17 protein-coding genes are annotated in these 21889 nt (G+C 41.9%); 15 read left to right on the top strand and 2 right to left on the bottom strand.

All coding sequences use genetic code 11. The features are described 5' to 3' along the window. Positions 1-227 precede the first annotated feature (227 nt). From acnA to AC1TO6_RS15700, 13 genes are all read left to right on the top strand, one after another. Positions 228-2942 carry an aconitate hydratase AcnA gene (acnA, locus tag AC1TO6_RS15640; RefSeq protein ID WP_482102549.1) on the top strand — a complete coding sequence of 905 codons (2715 nt, stop codon included), beginning with the start codon at positions 228-230 and terminating at the stop codon, positions 2940-2942. Between the two features lie 119 nt (positions 2943-3061). Next, a complete protein-coding gene (locus tag AC1TO6_RS15645) occupies positions 3062-3487 on the top strand; it encodes an acyl-CoA thioesterase (RefSeq protein ID WP_482102550.1) in 426 nt (141 codons plus the stop codon). Then, on the top strand, positions 3487-3798 hold the full coding sequence (locus AC1TO6_RS15650) for a hypothetical protein (RefSeq protein WP_482102551.1): 312 nt from the start codon (positions 3487-3489) through the stop codon (positions 3796-3798). Before AC1TO6_RS15645 ends, AC1TO6_RS15650 begins: the two co-directional genes overlap by 1 nt. A 234-nt stretch (positions 3799-4032) precedes the next feature. Continuing rightward, positions 4033-7128 carry an AfsR/SARP family transcriptional regulator gene (locus tag AC1TO6_RS15655; RefSeq protein WP_482102552.1) on the top strand — a complete coding sequence of 1032 codons (3096 nt, stop codon included), beginning with the start codon at positions 4033-4035 and terminating at the stop codon, positions 7126-7128. A 162-nt stretch (positions 7129-7290) separates the two neighbouring features. Beyond that, a complete protein-coding gene (locus AC1TO6_RS15660; protein ID WP_482102553.1) occupies positions 7291-8538 on the top strand; it encodes a substrate-binding domain-containing protein in 1248 nt (415 codons plus the stop codon). Between the two features lie 97 nt (positions 8539-8635). Then, complete coding sequence (locus tag AC1TO6_RS15665; RefSeq protein ID WP_482102554.1) at positions 8636-9409, top strand: ABC transporter ATP-binding protein; 774 nt, start codon at positions 8636-8638, stop codon at positions 9407-9409. Beyond that, entirely contained in the window at positions 9387-10094 is a 708-nt protein-coding gene (locus tag AC1TO6_RS15670) for an ABC transporter ATP-binding protein (RefSeq protein ID WP_482102555.1), read from the top strand. Before AC1TO6_RS15665 ends, AC1TO6_RS15670 begins: the two co-directional genes overlap by 23 nt. A gap of 12 nt (positions 10095-10106) precedes the next feature. Continuing rightward, positions 10107-10967, top strand: coding sequence for a branched-chain amino acid ABC transporter permease (locus AC1TO6_RS15675; RefSeq protein WP_482102556.1), 861 nt, complete (start codon positions 10107-10109; stop codon positions 10965-10967). A gap of 4 nt (positions 10968-10971) precedes the next feature. After that, positions 10972-11976 (top strand): branched-chain amino acid ABC transporter permease, encoded by a 1005-nt coding sequence (locus tag AC1TO6_RS15680; protein WP_482102557.1) that lies wholly within the window; start codon positions 10972-10974, stop codon positions 11974-11976. Next, positions 11976-12986 carry a 3-oxoacyl-ACP synthase gene (locus AC1TO6_RS15685; RefSeq protein WP_482102558.1) on the top strand — a complete coding sequence of 337 codons (1011 nt, stop codon included), beginning with the start codon at positions 11976-11978 and terminating at the stop codon, positions 12984-12986. Before AC1TO6_RS15680 ends, AC1TO6_RS15685 begins: the two co-directional genes overlap by 1 nt. Positions 12987-13000: 14 nt before the next feature. Beyond that, the gene (phaZ, locus tag AC1TO6_RS15690) at positions 13001-13900 is read left to right on the top strand and encodes an intracellular short-chain-length polyhydroxyalkanoate depolymerase (protein WP_482102559.1); all 900 of its coding nucleotides are present in this window, start codon (positions 13001-13003) and stop codon (positions 13898-13900) included. Further along, a complete protein-coding gene (gene fabG / locus AC1TO6_RS15695; RefSeq protein ID WP_482102560.1) occupies positions 13897-14637 on the top strand; it encodes a 3-oxoacyl-ACP reductase FabG in 741 nt (246 codons plus the stop codon). The genes phaZ and fabG overlap by 4 nt, the downstream gene beginning before the upstream one ends. A 22-nt stretch (positions 14638-14659) precedes the next feature. Then, positions 14660-16135, top strand: coding sequence for an AMP-binding protein (locus tag AC1TO6_RS15700; RefSeq protein WP_482102561.1), 1476 nt, complete (start codon positions 14660-14662; stop codon positions 16133-16135). A gap of 23 nt (positions 16136-16158) precedes the next feature. Here the strand turns inward: AC1TO6_RS15700 and AC1TO6_RS15705 are convergent, their stop codons facing one another. Beyond that, entirely contained in the window at positions 16159-16452 is a 294-nt protein-coding gene (locus tag AC1TO6_RS15705) for a HesB/YadR/YfhF family protein (protein ID WP_482102562.1), read from the bottom strand. Positions 16453-16490: 38 nt separating this feature from the next. Beyond that, entirely contained in the window at positions 16491-17093 is a 603-nt protein-coding gene (plsY, locus tag AC1TO6_RS15710) for a glycerol-3-phosphate 1-O-acyltransferase PlsY (protein ID WP_482102563.1), read from the bottom strand. 305 nt (positions 17094-17398) lie between these two features. Between plsY and parE the strand changes: the two genes are divergently transcribed. After that, positions 17399-19375 carry a DNA topoisomerase IV subunit B gene (gene parE, locus AC1TO6_RS15715; protein WP_482102564.1) on the top strand — a complete coding sequence of 659 codons (1977 nt, stop codon included), beginning with the start codon at positions 17399-17401 and terminating at the stop codon, positions 19373-19375. Further along, positions 19372-21801 (top strand): DNA topoisomerase IV subunit A, encoded by a 2430-nt coding sequence (gene parC / locus AC1TO6_RS15720; protein ID WP_482102565.1) that lies wholly within the window; start codon positions 19372-19374, stop codon positions 21799-21801. The genes parE and parC overlap by 4 nt, the downstream gene beginning before the upstream one ends. Positions 21802-21889: the final 88 nt, after the last annotated feature.

Below are 21889 nucleotides of genomic sequence, written 5' to 3' on the forward strand. Positions count from 1 at the left end.
GAAGGATTTAACAAACCATACAATATTTTTATGGGGAGGAATCTAGAATTTATTTTCATGTATGAAGCGTTTTTGCAAGAACAGAAGGGTCATAACATTAACTTATGATAGACTATAAAGTTAATGTATTTTACTTATGTGTGTAGGTATTATATGATGAAGTAGAGAAAAGACGCTTATTTACAGCCTTTTCAGCAGTTTTTTAAGATAAAAGGAGGAATTCAACAATGGCAAAAAGCAATTTGCATAACAGCCGAACATCATTCGACCTGAATGGGAAGACGTATAACTATTATCGTCTTGCTGCACTCGAAGAAGCCGGCATCGCTAAAGTTTCCAATCTACCTTACTCGATTAAAGTATTACTTGAATCCGTCCTGCGTCAACATGACGGATATGTCATCAAAGACAATCATGTTGAAAACTTGGCGAAATGGGGGAAAGATGCAGACGCTGATGCAGAAGTACCTTTCAAACCGTCACGTGTTATTCTTCAAGACTTTACAGGTGTACCTGTTGTCGTTGACCTTGCATCACTTCGTTCAGCAATGGCAGCTATGGGCGGTGACCCTAACAAAATCAACCCTGAAATTCCAGTTGACCTTGTTATTGACCACTCCGTGCAAGTTGACCGTTACGGAACGGCGGAAGCACTTAACTTAAACATGGAACTTGAATTTGAACGCAACACAGAACGTTACCAATTTTTAAGCTGGGCACAAAAAGCATACGATAACTACCGTGCAGTCCCACCAGCAACAGGTATTGTCCACCAAGTTAACCTTGAGTACTTGGCAAACGTTGTTCATGCAGTTGAAAACCAAGATGGTACATTCGAAACATACCCTGACACACTTGTTGGAACAGACTCTCACACGACGATGATCAACGGTATAGGTGTTCTAGGATGGGGTGTCGGTGGTATTGAAGCTGAAGCGGGCATGCTCGGACAGCCTTCATACTTCCCGATTCCAGAAGTTATTGGTGTAAAACTTGTTGGCCAACTTCCAAACGGAACAACAGCTACTGACCTTGCACTTAAAGTGACACAAACACTTCGTGAACACGGTGTAGTTGGTAAATTCGTCGAGTTCTTCGGACCTGGTGTTGCACACTTACCACTTGCAGACCGTGCAACAATTGCAAACATGGCACCTGAATACGGTGCAACGTGTGGATTCTTCCCAGTAGACGAAGAAGCACTAGATTATATGCGCTTAACAGGCCGTGAAGAGAGCGACATTGCAGTAGTTAAACAATACCTAGTAGAGAATGATATGTTCTTCACTGTAGAGAATGAAGAACCTACTTACACTGATGTTGTAGAAATCGACCTTTCTGGTATTGCTGCTAACCTTGCTGGACCGAAACGTCCACAAGATTTGATTCCTCTTACAGAAATGCAAAGCTCATTTAACGAAGCAGTTGTTGCACCTGAAGGGAACCAAGGTTTTGGTTTATCACCAAAAGAGTTGAAGAAAACAGCTACTATCGAATTCGCAGACGGACGTTCTGTCGAAATCAAAACCGGTGACCTTGCAATCGCAGCAATCACTTCATGTACAAACACTTCTAACCCATATGTTATGTTAGGTGCTGGACTTGTTGCGAAAAAAGCAGTTGAAAAAGGGCTTACACCTCCTGCTTATGTGAAAACATCACTTGCACCAGGTTCAAAAGTCGTTACAGGCTACCTGGAAGATTCAGGTCTTAATGTATTCTTGGATCAAATTGGATTTAATACTGTTGGGTACGGTTGTACAACATGTATCGGTAACTCTGGGCCACTACTACCTGAAATTGAAAAAGCAATTACCGGAAACGATATGCTAATGTCATCCGTACTTTCTGGTAACCGTAACTTTGAAGGACGTATTCACCCACTTGTGAAAGCAAACTACTTGGCTTCACCGCCACTTGTTGTTGCTTATGCACTTGCTGGAACAGTCGATATCGACTTCGAAAAAGATCCAATTGGTAAGGACAAAGACGGCTTTGATGTCTTCTTCAAAGATATTTGGCCAACTACGGAAGAAATTCAAGCAGTTGTTAAAGCAACAGTTACGCCTGAATTATTCCGTAAAGAATATGCGCGTGTATTCACTGAGAACGAAGCGTGGAATGCAATTGAAACAACTGATGATTCACTATATGATTTTGATGAAAACTCAACTTACATCCAAAATCCACCGTTCTTTGAAGGTCTGGCAACAGAGCCAGCTGACATTCAAGCACTTTCAGGGCTTCGTGTCATTGGTAAATTTGGCGATTCAATTACGACGGATCACATTTCTCCTGCGGGCGCAATCGGTAAAGATACGCCAGCTGGTAAATACTTGATTGAAAATGGCGTAAGCCCTCGTTTCTTCAACTCTTACGGTTCACGCCGTGGTAACCATGAAGTGATGATGCGTGGTACATTCGCTAACATCCGTATTCGTAACCAGATTGCTAAAGGAACAGAAGGCGGATTTACGACTTACTGGCCTACAAAAGAAATTATGCCAATCTATGATGCTGCTATGAAGTATCAAGAAGAAGGCACAGGACTTGCTATCATCACAGGTAAAGACTACGGAATGGGTTCTTCACGTGACTGGGCTGCAAAAGGTACTTCACTTCTTGGTATCCGTACAGTTATCGCTGAAAGCTACGAACGTATTCACCGTTCAAACCTTGTTATGATGGGCGTTCTACCACTTCAATTCATGAAAGGCGAAAGTGCTGAAACACTTGGTCTTACTGGTGAAGAGGAAATCAGCGTTAACATCGCAGAAGGCGTTAAACCACGCGATATTCTGAAAGTGACAGCAACAGCGAAAAATGGTTCTGTCAAAGAATTCGACGTACTAGCACGTTTCGACTCTGATGTTGAAGTTGATTACTACCGTCACGGCGGAATCCTACAAATGGTTCTTCGTGATAAAATGAAAGCGAACTAATTTCAATAACTAAGAAGGTGTCCGATTTATTCGGGCACCTTTTTTGTTGTGAAATTATTGCAACCTCGGGACAGCTTTTTCAGAATTGCTTTTGTATAATAGGTAGTGAGGTGATGGTAATGTTTATCAGTGAAAAAGAGATTGAAATCAGATATGCCGAGACGGATCAGATGGGGATCGTCTATCATGCGAACTATTTAGTATGGATGGAAATCGGACGCACGAAACTAATTGAGGACTTGGGCTATACATACGCACAACTTGAGGCGGACGGCTTCTTATCGCCAGTGACGGACTTATCCATCCAATATAAGGCTGCGATGAAATACGGTCAAAAAGCGACTGTGCGGACGTGGGTAGAGTCACACGGAAGGTTGCGTACGACCTACGGCTATGAAATCCTTCATGAAGACGGTACAATTTCAGCAACAGCAAAATCCGAACATGTCGTCGTGAAAAAAGAATCATTCCGTCCAGTTTCCTTAAAGAAAATCGCTCCAGAATGGGATGCTTTATATACAGAAATTAAGCGGTGCAAAGACTAATGGCATTTGGAATTAGACGAGCTGAACTACAGGCATGGAAAAAAGCAGTCAGCAAAGGAGAAATGGCGTTTTTAACCCATTACTGGCTCGATGAACGCTTTCCGGGATGCAAAACAGTAACAAAGGCAGGCTGTGCAGATATGGACAAACTTGTTGAATGGGGAAAACAATATGGTTTGAAGCCGGAATGGATTGATATGCGCAAAGAATACCCTCATTTTGACCTGTTCGGTAAGCATGAACGGGACATTTTACTAAAAGAAGGACTGTTCGAACAGTTAGAACGGTTTGATCTAATCAAAAAAGCGTGAGGCATTGAGCCTTCACGCTTTTTTCTATTGAATTATGATTCTTTCCGACAATAACTATCACCCAATTCAGAACATTAGTATGCTAAACTTATAGAAAAGAAATAATTGGAAGGTGATAAACTGATGACCTATACTCCCGTGCTTCAATCAAAATTAATTCCTCCAATTCCAACCTCAACATACATGCGAAGATCTTCCTTCATAAAAAAAATGAAAACGTCCGAACGAGTAAAATTGACATTATTACATAGTGGGGCAGGATTTGGAAAAAGTTCAGGCTTATCTTCTTACTTCAAAGATACCCGGTCCATTCATTCATGGTATAGCGTTACCGAAGAGGATGATGATATCCTACCTTTTATCACTTATCTGATTCACAGTATTCAGCGCACAATTCCGAATTTCGGTCATTCGTTCGACGATTGGGAAAGCCCTTCGATGTACCCGAAAGAGGAGGACATTAATAGATGGCTTACTTTATTTATAAATGAAATTTGCGAAATTGGTGAACCGTTTTCGATTGTCATCGACGACTTTCATCATGTAGATCATGTCTTCCACATCACTTATTTGATGGAAAAAATCATTGAATTCCTTCCACCCCATATTCACTTAATCATCGCAACTCGGACCCGTCCCAAATGGTCAAGTCTTATCAAGTTAAAAATGACCGCGCAACTATGTGAAATCACGGAGAATGATTTCGTTTTTTCCGATGAAGAAATTGCGGTATTCTACGAGGATTATTATAACAAAGTGTTAACGGAAGAAGAAACGGAAAACATCGTCCAATTAACTGAGGGATGGGCGATAGCGGTCAATCTCGTGGCGGTGCATATGATCGAGTCTGAAATCCCTTCCATAACAGCGATGAAGCTCGCATTGCATGATTTATTTTCTTATTTATCGGAAGAAGTATTTAAAAATATGGCGTTAGAACATAGAGAATGGCTTTTGGCATTTTCCATTTTTCCTGTTTTTTCCGAGCTCCTAGTAAAAGAATTTTACGGAGCAGAGGCGGCTTCAGTACTTCAAGAACTTGCTGGGCAACATGTCTTTATACAATCTTTAGGAGAAGATGGTACATATCGTTACCATGCTTTATTTCAACAATTTCTTGAAGCAAAATGGGAGCCGCTGGATTCTAATCGTTTTATGTTCTTACAAAAAAAAGCAGCGGACTATTACAGTTCAGAAAATAATCCTGTCCAGGCTATTCACCATGCCATTAAAAGCAGAGATGATTTATTTATTGCTCAAAAATTAGCAGATACAGGTATCGCATTAGTGAAACTAGGTCAGTTCGACTGGCTTCTTGATACGATTAAAGAACTTCCGAAAACATTGCGAGATTCTTATTATACTCTTCATTATTATGAAGGAGAAGCCCATCGATATCGCGCGTTCTATGAAAAGGCAAGACAGGCTTACGAGGCTTGTCTACAACTAGCTAAAGTAAATGATGACGCTCATTACCAAAGTCGGGCAAATGCCGGAATTGCTCATATTTATTTGGACACAATCCAGCCCGGACTGGCAGAGCCTTATTTACGCGAGGCTATTTCTTTCGGCCAAAGAAGTGTAAAGACAAATTTTAACGATATGGAAAGGTTAAAACGGCAATTCGCGGAGAATCTTGTAAATCTAGGGAAAGCTGTAGATGCTGCAATTTGGGTAGAAAATGAAGAAATAGATGAAAAAGTTCTTCGTGAAGGAAATCTTGACGCAAGGATTTTACTGCGAACCGGAAAGTTAAGAGAAGCCGAGGCGATTCTAACAGATCGAATTACAGACGATTCGTTCTTGCCAGATTCACATAGAGAAACAGATGTACTTTTATCCCTTATTTATTCTTTGATGGGTCAAGCTAAGTTGGCCATGGATAGTGCGTCAAAAGGCATTGAGGTTGGAGAAAGGGGGAAATCTGGTTTTGTTGAAGCGGTTGGTCGAATCCGGATGGGGCATGCAACCACAATCCATGATTCCTCTGAATTGCACATACCTGAGCACCATTATATGCAAGCAATACATGGAATGGATGAGCTCCGAGTATCAAGAGGGAAAGCGGAACCTTATTTAGGACTATCTTTAATAAAAGCTCGGCAAGGCTTATTTGCGGAAGCGATTCGTTTTGGAGATGCAGGCCTGCGCGAGACTGAAAAAGTTTACGACAGTTGGCTTTCAAGCCTTATTCGAATTGGACTTTCGATTGTTCATTATTACGCCGGCAATTATAATGAGTCGCTTGAGCATTCAATCATCGCGAATCGCCTTTTTAAGGAATGTGGAGACACTTACGGCGAGATGGTTACATCGTTTTGGCTCATGTGTATATATGATAAAACGGAAGATGATGACCGATTTTCAGAGACAGCAAAATCATTTTCCGAGCTTTGCATAAACTCTAACTATCTCTTTTTCTTGATGAGCGAAACACTCTTTTCGCCTTTTGATAGGCAATCGATTTATCCTCTCTTTATTAAGGCCGGAAGTGAATGCAGCAATCATGTAGAAATTCAACAAATCCTTCGCCACTTGAATTTAACAGACGTTTCAAATCACCCGGGATACAAAATCGAAGTTTGGTTATTGGGTCCGTTTAATCTTCATCTAGGAATCGAGGAAGTAAACGACCGTAATTGGCAAAGAGATAAGGCCAAAGAACTTTTTGTTTACTTACTTTTGAATCGGGAAAGATTTGTCACGAAAGAAGAAATCATGCGTGAACTTTGGGATACATCTGATGAAAAAAGTGCAGATAGAGACTTCAAAGTGGCGTTGAATGCATTGTTGAAAGTGTTGGAGCCGCATCGTAGCGCAAGAGGAAATCCCTATTTTATCGTTCGTAAACAGACGATGTATCGATTGAATCCAGATGCGGAAATCAGAACGGACTTGGATAAATTTCGAAAATACGCAGAAATCGGCGTATCGGAACGTTTTCCTTTAATTGCTATTGAACAACTATTAAAAGCGGCCGCACTCTATAAAGGTCCGTTATTCGAGGAGAAGCTATCGATTGGTTGGATTTCTGATGAACGTGAACAGGCGGAACAGCGCTATATTCATGTGATTGAGCGAATCGCACAAACATATACACGGCTCCGTGATTTCGGTAAAACTGTATACTGGACAGAAAAACTGCTGCGTATTGATGAGACATGGGAAGAAGCATACAGACTCCTCATGTTTGCCCATTACCAGCTCCAAAATAGATCACAATCCATTAAGTGGTATAAAAAATGTAGGGTGGTTCTGAAGGATGAGCTGGATATCGAGCCGATGGAGACGACAGAACAGATGTATAGGATGATTATGAATGAATTGTAGGGGGACGTCCTTTAAGTGGACGATCCCTTTTTTTGTCTTATACTTGTTGACTTTGACCAAGTGCTTCCGCTTTTGTTCCTGTAACTGATTTGTAACTGCCATTTTGTAGAGTAATAGTTAGTTAGAAAGCGTTTACAAACGATAAGAGAAAGGGGTTTATTCATGAAAAGGAGAACTTGGTTGGTTTCATTACTTGCCCTTATGTTGGTTTTTAGTTCGGCTTGTAGCAAGGACGGCGGTAGTTCAACGGGTACAACGGACACACCGGATGACGAAGGCATTAAAAAAGTAGAGGAAGCTGGAACCATCAAAGTAGGAGTGCTTGCCTCTTTAACGGGTGCACTAGAGTCGTATGGAAAACAGACAACTCGCGGCTTTGAACTTGGATTAGAGTACGCAACGGATGGCACGATGGAAGTAGCAGGCAAGAAAATTGAAGTTGTTTTTGAAGATACGGAAACGAAACCTGAAGTTGCCGTTCAAAAGGCAACGAAATTGCTAGAGGATGATGAAGTGGACTTCCTTGTTGGATCTTCGAGTTCAGGAGATACACTCGCTGTTTTACCTCTTGCAGAAGAATACGAAAAAATCATGATTGTCGAACCTGCTGTTGCAGATAGTATTACAGGTTCTGAATTCAATCCGTTCATTTTTAGAACGGCTCGTAACTCTTCTCAAGATGCTGTAGCTGGTGCTGCCGCCATTGCAAAACCAGGCGTTAAAATCGCAACATTCGCCCCAGATTATTCGTTCGGCTGGGACGGAGTAGCCGCTTTCAAAAAGGCTGCTGAAGACCTGGGAGCTGAAGTGATTATTGAAGAATTTGCAGATCCTGCAGCAACAGATTTTACATCCAATTTGCAAAAAATTGTTGAAGCAAAACCGGATTACATGTTTGTAGTATGGGCGGGCGCAAACTCCCCGTGGAATCAGATTTCCGATTTGAAGATGCAGGAAAAAGGCATCAAAATTTCAACAGGTGCACCTGACATTGCCGCACTTTCGATTATGGAACCGCTTGTAGGAATGGAGGGTTTCACAGTTTACTATCACACGCTTCCGAATAATGAAGTGAACGACTGGCTAGTCAAAGAACATAAAGAACGGTTCAACGGTGAAGTTCCTGACTTGTTCACGCCTGGCGGGATGTCGGCGGCCATCGCAATCGTTGAAGCGTTGAAAAAATCCGATGGAGATGCTGACGGTAAAACGTTAATTGAACTGATGGAAGGTATGTCATTCGAAACGCCGAAAGGAACAATGACATTTAGAGAAGAAGATCATCAAGCATTGCAAACACTCTATTCCATAAAACTTGAAAAGCAAGAGGGAGTCGATTATCCAGTACCTGTTCTAATCCGAGAACTTTCGCCGGATGAAACCGAGCCACCAATTATGAACGATAAATAAAATAAACGGGACAGTCCAGTTAAACGGATCTGTCCCTCTCCATCTGATGAACGAGTTTCTTCAGGTGGAGAGGGACAGATGAAAGGGGGCTAAATATATGGAGCCGATTATTAGAACGGAAAATTTGACGATTCGTTTCGGTGGTCATATAGCTATAGACCATGTGAATTTTGAAATGCCTGCAAATCATTTCAAGTCAATTATTGGTCCAAATGGTGCAGGGAAAACGACGTTTTTTAATTTGATTAGTGGGGAATTGAAAGCGACCGAAGGAGAGGTTTATTACAAAGGCGAACCCTTGTCTAAATCATCCGCGGTTTCTAGAACACGGAAAGGGCTCGGCCGTTCTTTCCAAATTACAAACGTTTTTCCAAACTTGACGGTTTTGGAAAATGTTCGCCTCGCGGTTCAATCGAAGGAGAAAATAAGGTATCAGTTGTTGCGCCACTTCACCAGTTATCCGCAATTAACTGAAAAAGCATACGAGCTGTTACATCTTGTCCTCTTAACTGGAAAAGAATATGCGATTGCGAGCCAACTGTCCCACGGCGAAAAGCGTAAATTGGAGATAGCCATGCTACTCGCACTAGACACTGAAGTGCTTCTTCTTGATGAACCGACCGCCGGCATGTCTTTGGAGGAAGTACCTGCAATTTTGGATGTTATCCGTCAAATAAAAGGCACCGGTCAGAAAACGATTTTACTAATCGAACATAAAATGGATATGATTCTCGATCTTTCCGATTCCATTATGGTGCTATTTAACGGCAAGCTGTTGGCAGATGGGAGTCCGCAGGAAATTATGGATAACGAACAAGTCCAAAATGCTTACTTGGGAGGGCTTTACGATGAACCCCTTACTGAAGGTTGAAGAGATTCACACGTACATCGGACAATACCACATCCTTCAAGGTATTTCGTTTGAAGCTCCGGTGGGAGAAGTCAGTGTATTGCTCGGCCGAAACGGCGCTGGTAAAACGACTACGTTAAAAACAATAATGGGACTAACGCAAGCTTCAAAGGGCTCAGTCACATTTAATGAAAAAAACATAACAAAAAAAGCGACGTTTGAAATTGCAAATCTAGGCATTGGTTACGTTCCAGAAGATCAAGGCATTTTCGGAGATTTGACAGTAGAGGAAAACATCAAAGTTGCGATGAAAAAGGAAGATGATGCAGCTTTAGAAAGACAGGAATATGTTCTGAAGCTTTTCCCTGATTTAAAAACCTTTTGGAAAAAGGATGGAGGGCATTTATCAGGTGGTCAAAAACAAATGCTCGCGATGGCAAGAGCTTTCGTTAATGACAGCAAGTTGCTACTAATAGATGAACCTTCCAAAGGGTTGGCACCGATTGTTATTGAAAAAGTGATGGAAGCCATTACAGAAATGAAAAAAAGTACGACGATTATCCTTGTCGAGCAAAATTTCATGATGGCGAGTCGCATCGGAGATACATACACACTCATAGACGACGGAAAAACAGTCCATTCCGGTCTGATGAAAGAGCTCGTCCATAACGAAGAAGTAAAAAGAAAATATTTAGGAATAGGATAAGGGGGCTGTGCGATGGAATTGCTAATTAACTTGACGGTCAATGGCTTGGCAACGGGCATGCTTATCTTTCTTTTAGCCTCCGGACTAACATTGATTTTCGGATTAATGAGCGTCCTCAATTTTGCACATGGTGGCTTGTTTGCGTGGGGAGCGTTTTCCAGTGTCTGGTTTTATGGAATTTCCGGAAGTTTTTTCATTGGTATTTTAGGTGCAATTGCTACGGGAATCGTTCTTGGTTTCATTACTGAAAAGATTATCATTACACCCGTTTATGGCAACCATGTCCAGCAAATACTCATTACTCTGGGCTTCATGCTTGTTCTTACTGAAATGTTGAAAGTTGTCTTTGGACCGAACCAGATTGCCGCAAAGGTACCTCCTTATTTGGCAGGTAGTTGGGAATTCGGAGATATCCTTCTAATTAAATACCGTATATTCATAATCCTTGTTGGTTTCCTTATCTTTGGTGCATTTCAATTCATATTGAAGAAAACAAAAATCGGACTTATCGTACGTGCAGGCGTTCTCAATAAAGATATGGTGCAAGCACTCGGCATTAACATTAAACGTGTATTCCTCCTTGTCTTTATGACTGGTGCGGCACTTGCTGCACTCGGCGGTGCACTGATGGCTCCTTATTCAGGTGTTATCTATGCGGAAATGGGGATGGAATTCGCAATTTTGGCGTTCATCGTCGTTGTTATCGGTGGTATGGGAAGTTTTCCAGGTTCACTCCTTGCCGCTATTCTTGTCGGACTCGCGGGAAGTTATATGGCGTATTACGTACCGGCTTTATCACTTGCGGTTAATATGATCCTAATGGCGATTGTATTGATATTCCGTCCGCAAGGTCTTTTCACAGCAAAGGGGTGACGGCATGAAGAGAAAATATCAGTGGAACAACCTATTTCTCGTAATCATTGTCTTAGCTCTTGTAGCCTTCCCATTCGTGTCTGAATCGAGAACGTGGACGATTTTGCTGACTCAAATCTTCATCTTCTCAATTCTAGCTATGAGTTATGACATCTTACTCGGGTATACAGGTATCGTTTCGTTTGGTCATGCAATGTTCTTCGGAATGGGTGCATACACGACAGCTGTTATGCTGAAAAATATCGAGCCAACAATGGGCGTATTTATCCTATCGGTTGCTGCAGGTATGATTCTAGCGGGTATCGTTAGTTTTTTTATTGGATTATTGACATTACGCTTGAAAAGTCATTTCTTTGCGATGCTTACATTGGCCGTTTCTGGATTATTTCTAGTCCTAGCGGAAAAGTGGCGAACCGTGACCCATGGCAATGATGGTTTCACGTTTAAAGCGCCCGATTTTTTCAAAGATCGAATGATGTTTTACTTTGTTGTGTTACTTTTTCTAGTTCTCGTTTATATTTTCTTGCGGAGATTTGTCAATTCTCCACTTGGCAGGGTCCTCGTCGCCGTTAGAGAAAACGAACAGCGAACGAAGTCACTCGGATTCAATACGTTACATTATAAAGTAATCGCTTCTGTAGTTGCAGGTGTCGTTGCAAGTCTTGCAGGCTCGTTCTATGCAATATCACTTCGTTTCGTAAATACAAGTGTTCTCACAATGGATATAACGCTTGATGCCCTTCTTATGACGATTATCGGTGGCGTTGGAACACTTATAGGGCCAATTCTTGGAGCAGGAATTATCGAATTGACACAACACTATTTATCGGGACTTGCAAAAGACTATCCGATTTTCGAAAGATGGATCATTTTCTTCGGAATCGTCTATATAATTGCGGTCATCTTTTTCCCGAGAGGTGTTGTCGGTACGATACGCGAAAAACTATGGAAGCGTAATACACGCAAGTCACAAGCTACAATAAATGCAGGCAAAAAGGAGGTCTTGTGATGGTCGTTGGAATCGTTAGTATAGGTGTGTATATTCCTGAAACTAAAATGACTGCCGAAGAAATCTCAGACCAATCTGGATTGTCCGTCGATATAGTCAAAAAGAAAATGGGAATCACGCAAAAGTCGATCCCAGGAGCGAATGATCATACAGTCGCGATGGGAATTTGGGCTGCACAAGAAGCATTAAGGAAAGGTAATATTGATCCAAAACACATCGATTTGATCATTTATATCGGGGAAGAGCATAAAGAATACCCACTATGGACCGCAGCAATTAAAATTCAAGAGGAGATTGGCGCTTATCATGCATGGGGTTTCGATGTAGCACAACGTTGCGGAACAACCATTACAGCTATGAAAATCGCGAAAAGTATGATGGAAGCCGATCCCTCCATCGAGATGGTCCTTTTAGCTGGTGGATATCGAAATAGTGATTTTATCGATTATTCGAATAGACGCACACGTTTCATGTTTAACCTTGGTGCTGGGGGTGCTGCAATGATATTAAAACGGAACCATCTTGAAAACGTCATTTTGGAATCAGACATTATGACAGATGGTTCCTTTTCGGAAGATGTTGTTGTACCGATTGGAGGAACAAAAACGCCTTTGACGCCCGAAGACTTACAAAACGGTCTCTATCGTCTTGATGTACTCGATCCGGTTGGAATGAAAGCACGTCTCGAAAAAAAGTCGATGCAAAATTTCCTGAAAGTAATTCGTACTTCACTAGAAAAGAGTGGCTATTCGGAAGAGCAAATCGGTTACTTAGCTATATTGCATATGAAAAAGTCCGCCCATGACTTCGTCTTAAGAGAACTGGGTTTACATGACGATAACTCAATCTATTTACACGAATATGGCCATATCGGGCAAATAGACCAAATCCTATCACTCGAACTAGCTGAACAAGAAGGCAAACTGACAGATGGGGATATTGCTGTTCTTGTTAGTGCTGGAATCGGCTATGCTTGGGGAGCAGTCACTGTAAAATGGGGAAAACAGTAAAAGGGGAGAAGTGGATGGAACTTCAAAAGGTTACACTTCTAAATAATGAACAAATTGCTTTTCGGGAGAGACCCGGCGGTGAAAAGATAGTCATTCTTGTGCATGGAAATATGACTTCGTCAAAGCATTGGGATATTCTCATGGATGTGTTAGACGAGAAGTACAAAGTCTATGCACTGGACCTTCGTGGATTCGGTGAATCTTCTTATACCAACCAAGTTACAAGTATTAAAGATTTTTCAGATGACTTGAAAGGCTTTGTCGATGCGCTTGAATTGAAAGACTTCTCATTGGTTGGCTGGTCGACGGGTGGAGCAGTCTGTATGCAGTTTGAAGCGGACTTTCCCGGATATTGCGATAAACTCGTCCTGCTTGCCTCAGCTTCTACCCGGGGTTACCCATTTTTCGGGACAAAGAGAGACGGCAGTCCAGACTTAAGGCGGCGTTTAGTGACCATTGAAGAAGTCGCACAAGACGTAGGTAAAACAGTAGCAATTCAACACTTATATGACACCAACAACCGCGAAGGTTTGAAAGCGGTTTGGAACGCATTAATTTATACACATAACAAACCAGACGAAGAAAAATATGAACAGTATGTCGATGATATGCTAACACAACAAAACCTGGCAGATGTCTATCATGCATTGAACACATTTAATATTAGCGGTCATCATAACGGTTTACATGAGGGAGCAAATCAAGCAAAAGACCTAACAATTCCAGTACTCATTTTAAGAGGAAATCGAGACTTTGTTGTGACGGAACAGATGACTCGTGAGATTGAAGAGGACCTTGGGGATAACGCGACGTATATCCAGTTGGACAACGTGGGCCATTCGCCGCTAATTGATGATTTGGAGAACCTGAAGGAAACGATTGAAAAATTTTTGGAGTGGGAGATGACTACATGAGATTAGATGGAAAAACAGCTATCATTACAGGTGGTGCAAACGGGATCGGCCTAGCAGCATGTGAACGTTTTGCGCAAGAAGGAGCACACGTTATAATGGCGGATTTTGATGAGACAATTGGAGTAGAACGAGAAGCGGAATTTACAGGAAAAGGTCTGGACGTGACCTTTCTGCCAGTCGATGTCGTAAATCGTACGAGTGTGACACAATTGGTAGAAAATACGCTAGAACGTTTTGGTCAGATTGATATATTGGTCAATAACGCCGGCATTACACGAGACGCGACACTTGTCAAAATGGAGCTGGAAGATTTCCAACGTGTACTTGACGTTAACTTGACAGGTGTTTTTAATTGCACACAAGCTGTTATCCCGCATATGATCACAAATCAATCAGGAAAAATCATTAATACATCTTCGGTGAGTGGTATCTATGGTAACTTCGGGCAAACAAATTATGCCGCTACAAAGGCGGCAATTGTTGGAATGACCAAAACTTGGGCCAAGGAGTTCGGGCGAAAAGGCATTAATGTCAATGCCGTAGCCCCCGGATTCACTGCGACTGCAATGGTCAGTAAGATGCCGGAAAAGGTTCTTGATGAAATGAAGGCCTCCACATCATTGCGTCGACTAGGCAAACCTCGTGATATTGCGAATGCCTATCTATTTCTTGCAAGTGAAGAATCCGATTATATACACGGTCACATCTTGCATGTCGACGGCGGTATTATGATGTGAAAAACGAAGGGGGCGGAGAAGTATGTTCACAAACCGTGGATGGATCATGAAAAGAGCCGCTCTTTCTCCTAATCGGACTGCACTTGTAGACGTCCATACTGGAGATAGCTGGACGTACGCAATGCTTCAACAGCGAATTGTTCATTGGGCATCTTATTTCAAAAGACAAGGATATAAAAAAGGGGAACGTATCGCAATTATTGCGCCGAATAGCTCAGAGTTGTTCGCCATTCTATTTGCATGTGAAATGACAGGTTTACTGTATGTCCCACTAAATTGGCGGCTTAGTCGTTTTGAACTCGTCACTCTGCTTACTGATTGCTCCCCCTCCATACTTCTGTACCATGAGCAGTTTAAAACGGTAATTGATGAAATGCGTTTTCCTAATTCAGTGCCACTAATTTCGATTAACACTGTAGACTATCAAGATTTCAAGGTAGAACAACTGATAGGTGAAGACCCATGGATGATGATCTATACAGGAGGGACAACAGGGGTTTCAAAAGGAGTCGTCCTTTCGGCTGACGCTGTCAATTGGAATGCGCTGAACACTATTGTCAGCTGGGGATTAACAGAAGAGGATATAACGATAAATTATATGCCACTTTTTCACACCGGAGGCATGAATGCACTTAGCATACCTATTCTCATGGCTGGCGGCACGGTAATTGTCGGTAACTCATTCGATGCAGAGGAAGCCTTGAGCGCAACTGATACATACGCTGCAACAATTTCACTTTTCGTGCCGACGATGTATCAGTCTATGATTCTCACACACTATTTCCGACAGTCTTCTTTTCCTACTATGAAAGTGTTTTTATCTGGCGGTGCTCCTTGCCCACAGACGATTTATCATGCATTTCATGAGAAAGGATTAAAATTCAAAGAAGGGTACGGACTTACGGAAGCAGGCCCAAATAATTTTTACATCCGAAGCGAAGAAGCTTGTCTGAAAATAGGATCTGTTGGTAAGAGCATGCTATTCAATTCAACAAAAGTATTGAATGAAGAGATGAAGCCTTGTGGTATAGATGAAGTCGGAGAATTATTTATAAAAGGACCCCATGTTTTCAGTTATTATTGGCGGAATCCAACAGCAACGGCCGAAACGTTAGTTGAGGGATGGCTGCGTACGGGTGACCTTGCCAAATGCGACAGTGATGGCTACACCTATATTGTCGGAAGAAAAAAAGATACTATTATTACAGGTGGAGAAAACGTTTATCCACAGGAAGTTGAACAATGCCTCGTCCTGTTTGATGGGGTCAAAGAGGTGGCTGTCGTCGGGGTAAAGGATGACTTATGGGGTGAAATCATCGTTGCATTTATCATCATGGCAGACGGATACCCTTTCGATCGTGACGACATTACCATGCACTGTAACAAGTTTCTTGGATCATATAAAATCCCCAAAAAAGTAATTGAGCTAAAAGAATTGCCTAAAACACACGTCGGAAAAATTAATAAAAAAATACTACAAGAGATGGTTGAAAAATAATAAAAGCGTGAGGCATTATGCCTTCACGCTTTTTCGTACAAATAAATAAGTTCATGCAGTTTAGGATCTACTTTGACATGCAAGTCATGTTCAGTGAAATACCATTTGTCACGGCTTTCAATATAGTAGCGTACACTGCCGTGCTCCGTTTCAACTGCCACTTCGTCAGGTTGTTCTTTGGTCACGCCGAGGGAAAATCCCGGTTGTAGTGAACTGGATCCTCCATATCTTGCAAAAAAACGGATGGCATCACCAGGTTCAACTTCCATCTCTTCTTTAAACCATAATAGCGCTTCGTTCGACAAAATAATCTTCATTGGAAACACCAACCTTTTCCGTTTCTGCTTTCATTGTATTATAACCACTTCACTTTTGGCTCGGTTCCAGCCTTAATCCGGCCAATATTCGCTCGATGTCTATAGAAGATGAAGGCACCGAATAGACCAATCATTACCATCAGATAAATATCACCTGTTCGGAAGTAGTAAAAAATGCTGTATAAAAAGCCTACCACAGATATAATCATTGACGATAAGGACACCATTTTCGTTACTTTCAAAGCGATGAAAAACGTTACGAGTACAAGGATAAAAACGGGCCATTCGTAAGCAAGCAGCACTCCGCCGGATGTCGCGACAGCCTTGCCGCCTTTGAAATGAGCGAAAACGGGATACATATGCCCCACAACCGCAAGTATTCCCGGAATAAGGGGATGGACTGTAATGCTGTCGAAAACAGGGAGTAGTGGTAACAGTGCAGCTACCGTCCCTTTTAAAATATCGAGAATTGTTACGGTAAGTCCCGCTGTTTTACCGAGTACACGGAAGGTATTCGTGCCACCTAAATTCCCACTGCCTAGTTGCCGGATGTCCGTTTTGTAAAAAAGTTTTCCGACCCAGAGTGCTGAAGGGATTGAGCCGATTAAATAAGCAATTACTAAAAGTATGATAAGTTCCATTGTGTACTCCTTTTTTAATTTGTCTATGTATAGACCTAGTTTAGCAGAAGCGTGAAGTTGCGACAATGGGCTTCATGTGGAGAGTAGAGAATTGGCAAGCCAAGTTAAGAGGTCCAGTCAGATTTCGAATTTTCGGGTCTCAAACAGCCGATTTCCGTAACTAACAATTTCCTGTCTTCATTGCAATAAAATGCTTTCTTCTATACAATTAATTGAGCAAGCTTCTGAAAACGTTGATTTGACAACCTTTAAAGGAAGCGGTACGATCATATAAAAGAGAACATTCGTTTGATGGAGGTTGTATTTTGACGAAAAAACAAGAAAAATATACGTATGATGATGATTCAATCCATATACTTGAAGGTCTAGATGCTGTACGAAAACGTCCCGGTATGTACATCGGATCTACCGATTCTCGCGGGCTTCATCACCTTGTCTATGAAATTGTGGATAACGCGGTAGATGAAGCGCTAGCTGGGTTTGGTAATGAGATTGATGTGACACTTCATACAGATGGCAGTGTCAGTGTACGCGACTACGGGCGTGGTATGCCAACGGGGATACACTCTTCTGGAAAACCAACGACGGAAGTTATTTTGACAGTTCTTCATGCAGGAGGAAAGTTTGGTCAAGGCGGTTACAAAACGAGTGGCGGACTTCATGGAGTTGGTGCATCTGTTGTAAACGCTCTATCTGAGAAATTGGAAGTGACCATTTTTCGTGACGGAAAGAAATTTCTTCAACGCTTTGAAAATGGCGGAAAACCGTCTACAACGCTTGAACAAATCGGAACAACACGTGAAAAAGGGACGCTTATCCATTTTAAACCAGATGCGACCATATTCTCAACTTTAAAATATCATTATGAAACCATTAGTGAGCGCTTACGCGAGTCCGCGTTTCTGTTAAAAGGCTTGAAAATTGAGATAAAGGAAGAAGGTACGGACAAACACGATATCTTCCAATATGAAACCGGAATTGAGGCTTTTATCACTTATTTAAACGAAGAGAAAGATGTTCTACATGAGGTCGCTTATTTAGAAGGTGAGTCAGATGGAATAGAAGTCGAGTTTGCATTCCAATTCAGTGACGGTTATTCGGAAACAATCCTTTCATTTGTCAACAACGTCCGTACCAAAGACGGTGGAACACATGAAACAGGGGCAAAGACAGGAATGACTCGAGTATTTAATGAATATGCGAGAAAAACCGGATTGTTGAAAGAGAAAGATAAAAACCTTGAAGGCTCGGATATTCGTGAAGGAATAGCCGCAATTGTGTCGGTACGTATCCCGGAAGAGATTTTACAATTCGAAGGGCAGACGAAAGGCAAGCTTGGTACGAGTGAAGCACGTGGTATCACGGATTCAATCGTATCTCAGAAGCTCCTTTATTTTCTTGAAGAAAATGCTGATTTAAGTGCATCCCTTGTTCGTAAAGCAATCCGTGCGCACCAGGCACGTGAGGCGGCAAGAAAAGCACGGGAAGATGCGCGTTCAGGTAAGAAAAGAAAAAGATCGGAAACACTTCTATCAGGTAAACTGACACCTGCACAATCCAGAAACGCTGCGAAGAATGAATTATATCTTGTCGAAGGGGACTCGGCCGGCGGTTCAGCAAAACAAGGACGAGACCGAGTTTTTCAGGCTATTCTTCCACTACGTGGTAAAGTGCTCAACACTGAAAAAGCGAAACTGGAAGATATTATGAAAAACGAAGAAATCAATCTGATCATTCATGCAATTGGAGGCGGCGTAGGTTCTGACTTCGAAGTCAAAGACATCGCTTACGATAAAGTTATCATCATGACAGATGCAGATACAGATGGGGCTCATATTCAGGTACTGTTACTGACATTCTTCTACCGTTACATGAAACCGCTGATTGAAGCTGGAAAAGTATACATCGCTTTGCCACCACTTTACAAAGTATTTAAAGGGACAGGGAAGAGCGAAAAATTTGCATACGCATGGACGGAAGGCACCGAACTTGAAAAAGCGATAGAAAAAGTAGGCAAAGGGTATATGCTGCAACGATACAAAGGACTTGGGGAAATGAATGCCGATCAGTTATGGGAAACGACTATGGACCCAGGAACACGTACATTGATTCGGGTAACTATTGAAGACAGTGCTATAGTTGAGCGACGTGTGACGACACTTATGGGTGATAAGGTAGAGCCTAGGAGACGCTGGATTGAAGACAATGTCGATTTTGGTATGGAAGAAGACCATAATATTTTGGATAATGAATTTTTACATGTCGAGGGGGATTTTGAATGACACTAACGGAACGTTTCCAAGACCTACCGTTGGAAGAAGTAATCGGTGACCGATTCGGGAGATATAGTAAGTACATCATCCAGGACCGGGCATTGCCGGACGCGCGCGATGGTTTAAAACCTGTTCAGCGGCGTATTTTATATGCAATGTTTCATGAGGGAAATACGTATGAAAAAGCATTCCGTAAATCAGCAAAGACGGTCGGAAATGTCATCGGGAACTATCATCCCCATGGCGACACATCCGTCTATGAAGCGATGGTGCGGATGAGCCAAGATTGGAAATTGCGTCATATGTTGGTTGAAATGCAAGGGAATAACGGTTCAGTAGATGGTGATTCTGCAGCTGCCATGCGGTATACAGAAGCACGTCTTTCTGCTATTTCGGGTGAAATGATGCGAGACCTTGGAAAAGAGACCGTCGATTTCATACCAAACTTCGATGAAACTGAACCTGAACCAACTGTCTTACCAGCAAGATACCCAAACTTGCTCGTCAATGGTTCAACAGGCATTTCCGCAGGCTATGCAACGGATATCCCGCCACACGCACTTCACGAATCGCTTGACGCAGTCCTAATGCGTATAGACAATCCGGACGTTACGGTTGATGAATTAATGACGGTTATAAAAGGACCTGATTTTCCGACTGGCGGTACGATTCAAGGGACGAGCGGTATAAAAACAGCCTATGAAACCGGAAAAGGACGTTTCATCATTCGATCGAAATCGTTCATCGAACCGTTAAAAGGTGGTAAATCGCAAATCGTTGTGACGGAAATTCCATATGACGTCAACAAAGCGAATATGGTCAAGAAAATGGACGAGCTACGTCTGGATCGTAAGCTAGACGGAATCGCGGATGTCAGGGACGAATCGGACCGGACAGGTCTTCGGATTGTTATCGAGTTGAAAAAAGATATCGATGGCAACGCTATTTTACAATACTTACTAAAAAATACAGACTTGCAAGTGACGTACAACTTTAATATGATTGCTATCTCTGGGCGCAGACCAACGTTAATGTCGTTACCAATGCTATTGGATGCCTATATAGGACATCAGAAAGAAGTTGTTACACGTAGATCACGATTTGACATAGGACGTGCACAAGACCGCCTACATATCGTAGAAGGGCTTATGAAAGCTCTATCAATTTTGGATGAAGTGATTATAGCGATACGTGCATCTAAAGATAAACGCGATGCAAAAAACAATATTATTTCGAAATTCGAATTCTCTGAAGTACAAGCTGAAGCAATTGTATCGCTACAGCTTTACAAACTAACGAATACTGATATTACTGAGTTGCAGCAAGAAGATACCGAACTTCGGAAACTTATCGATAAGCTCGATGCAATTTTAAAAAGTGATAAAAAGCTATCTGCTGTCATTAAAAAAGAACTTCTTGAAATCCGGAAAAAGTTTGCTGAACCGCGACGTTCTGTAATTGAGGAAAAAATCGAAGAAATTAAAGTCGATTTAGATATTCTTGTACCAAGCGAAGAAGTGATTGTGTCGGTTTCGAAAGACGGCTATATAAAACGCACGAGCGTTCGTTCTCATAGCGCTTCAAACGGCTCGGGACACGAGATGAAAGAATCTGATTACACGCTATTAGAAGCGCCAATGAACACGCAACATCATCTTTTGCTGTTCACATCAGCTGGGAACTATCTATATCAGCCCGTTTATGAGCTGCCGGATATTAAATGGAAAGATCTTGGGCAACATATCTCAAGTATCATTCCACTTGGGCAGAATGAAACGATTGTTGCGGCAATTGGCCTTGAGAGTTTCGATCAAGAAGCGTTAATTGTAACAGCATCTCAAAATGGGTTAATCAAACAATCAAAACTTGTCGATTTCAAAGTCCAACGCTATTCCCGAACATTTAAAGCGATGGGGATTAAAAAAGATGATGTAATGATTGATGCCAGACTTGTCAAAGGAGACGAGGATGTCATTCTATTCACAGAACAGGCATACGCTCTTCGTTTTCCTCTTACTGAGTTATCCGTAACAGGCATAAGGACTGCCGGCGTGCGTGGCATTAACCTTAAAGAGGCTGATAAGCTTGTTGCAATGGAAATCAATCAAGATGACGGATCTTCTGTTTTAGTTGCAACACAGCGCGGTAGTGTGAAAAGAATGGGCTTGAAAGAGCTTGAAAGTGCTTCAAGGGCACAACGTGGTGTTGTTGTTCTTAAAGAGCTAAAGTCAAATCCATACCGGGTTATCGGGGCCTTATTGGTGAAAAATGATGAGATTATTGTTTTGACAACGGAAAAGGGTAGTAAAATTCCTATCGTAGCGGGATCATTGCGACCTGTCGACCGTTATTCAAATGGTAGTAGCATAGTAGATGAGAAAAAAGAAGGAAGCATCACAATTATTTATAAAGACCCTAAAGCTGAAATCGAATAAAATACTTTACAAGTCATGGGAGTTTTTCCCCATGACTTTTAATTTGCCCTAACGTAAAATATTCGATAAGCGAAATAAAAGTCTGATT

It is taken from the genome of Sporosarcina sp. Y352, from assembly GCF_056786535.1.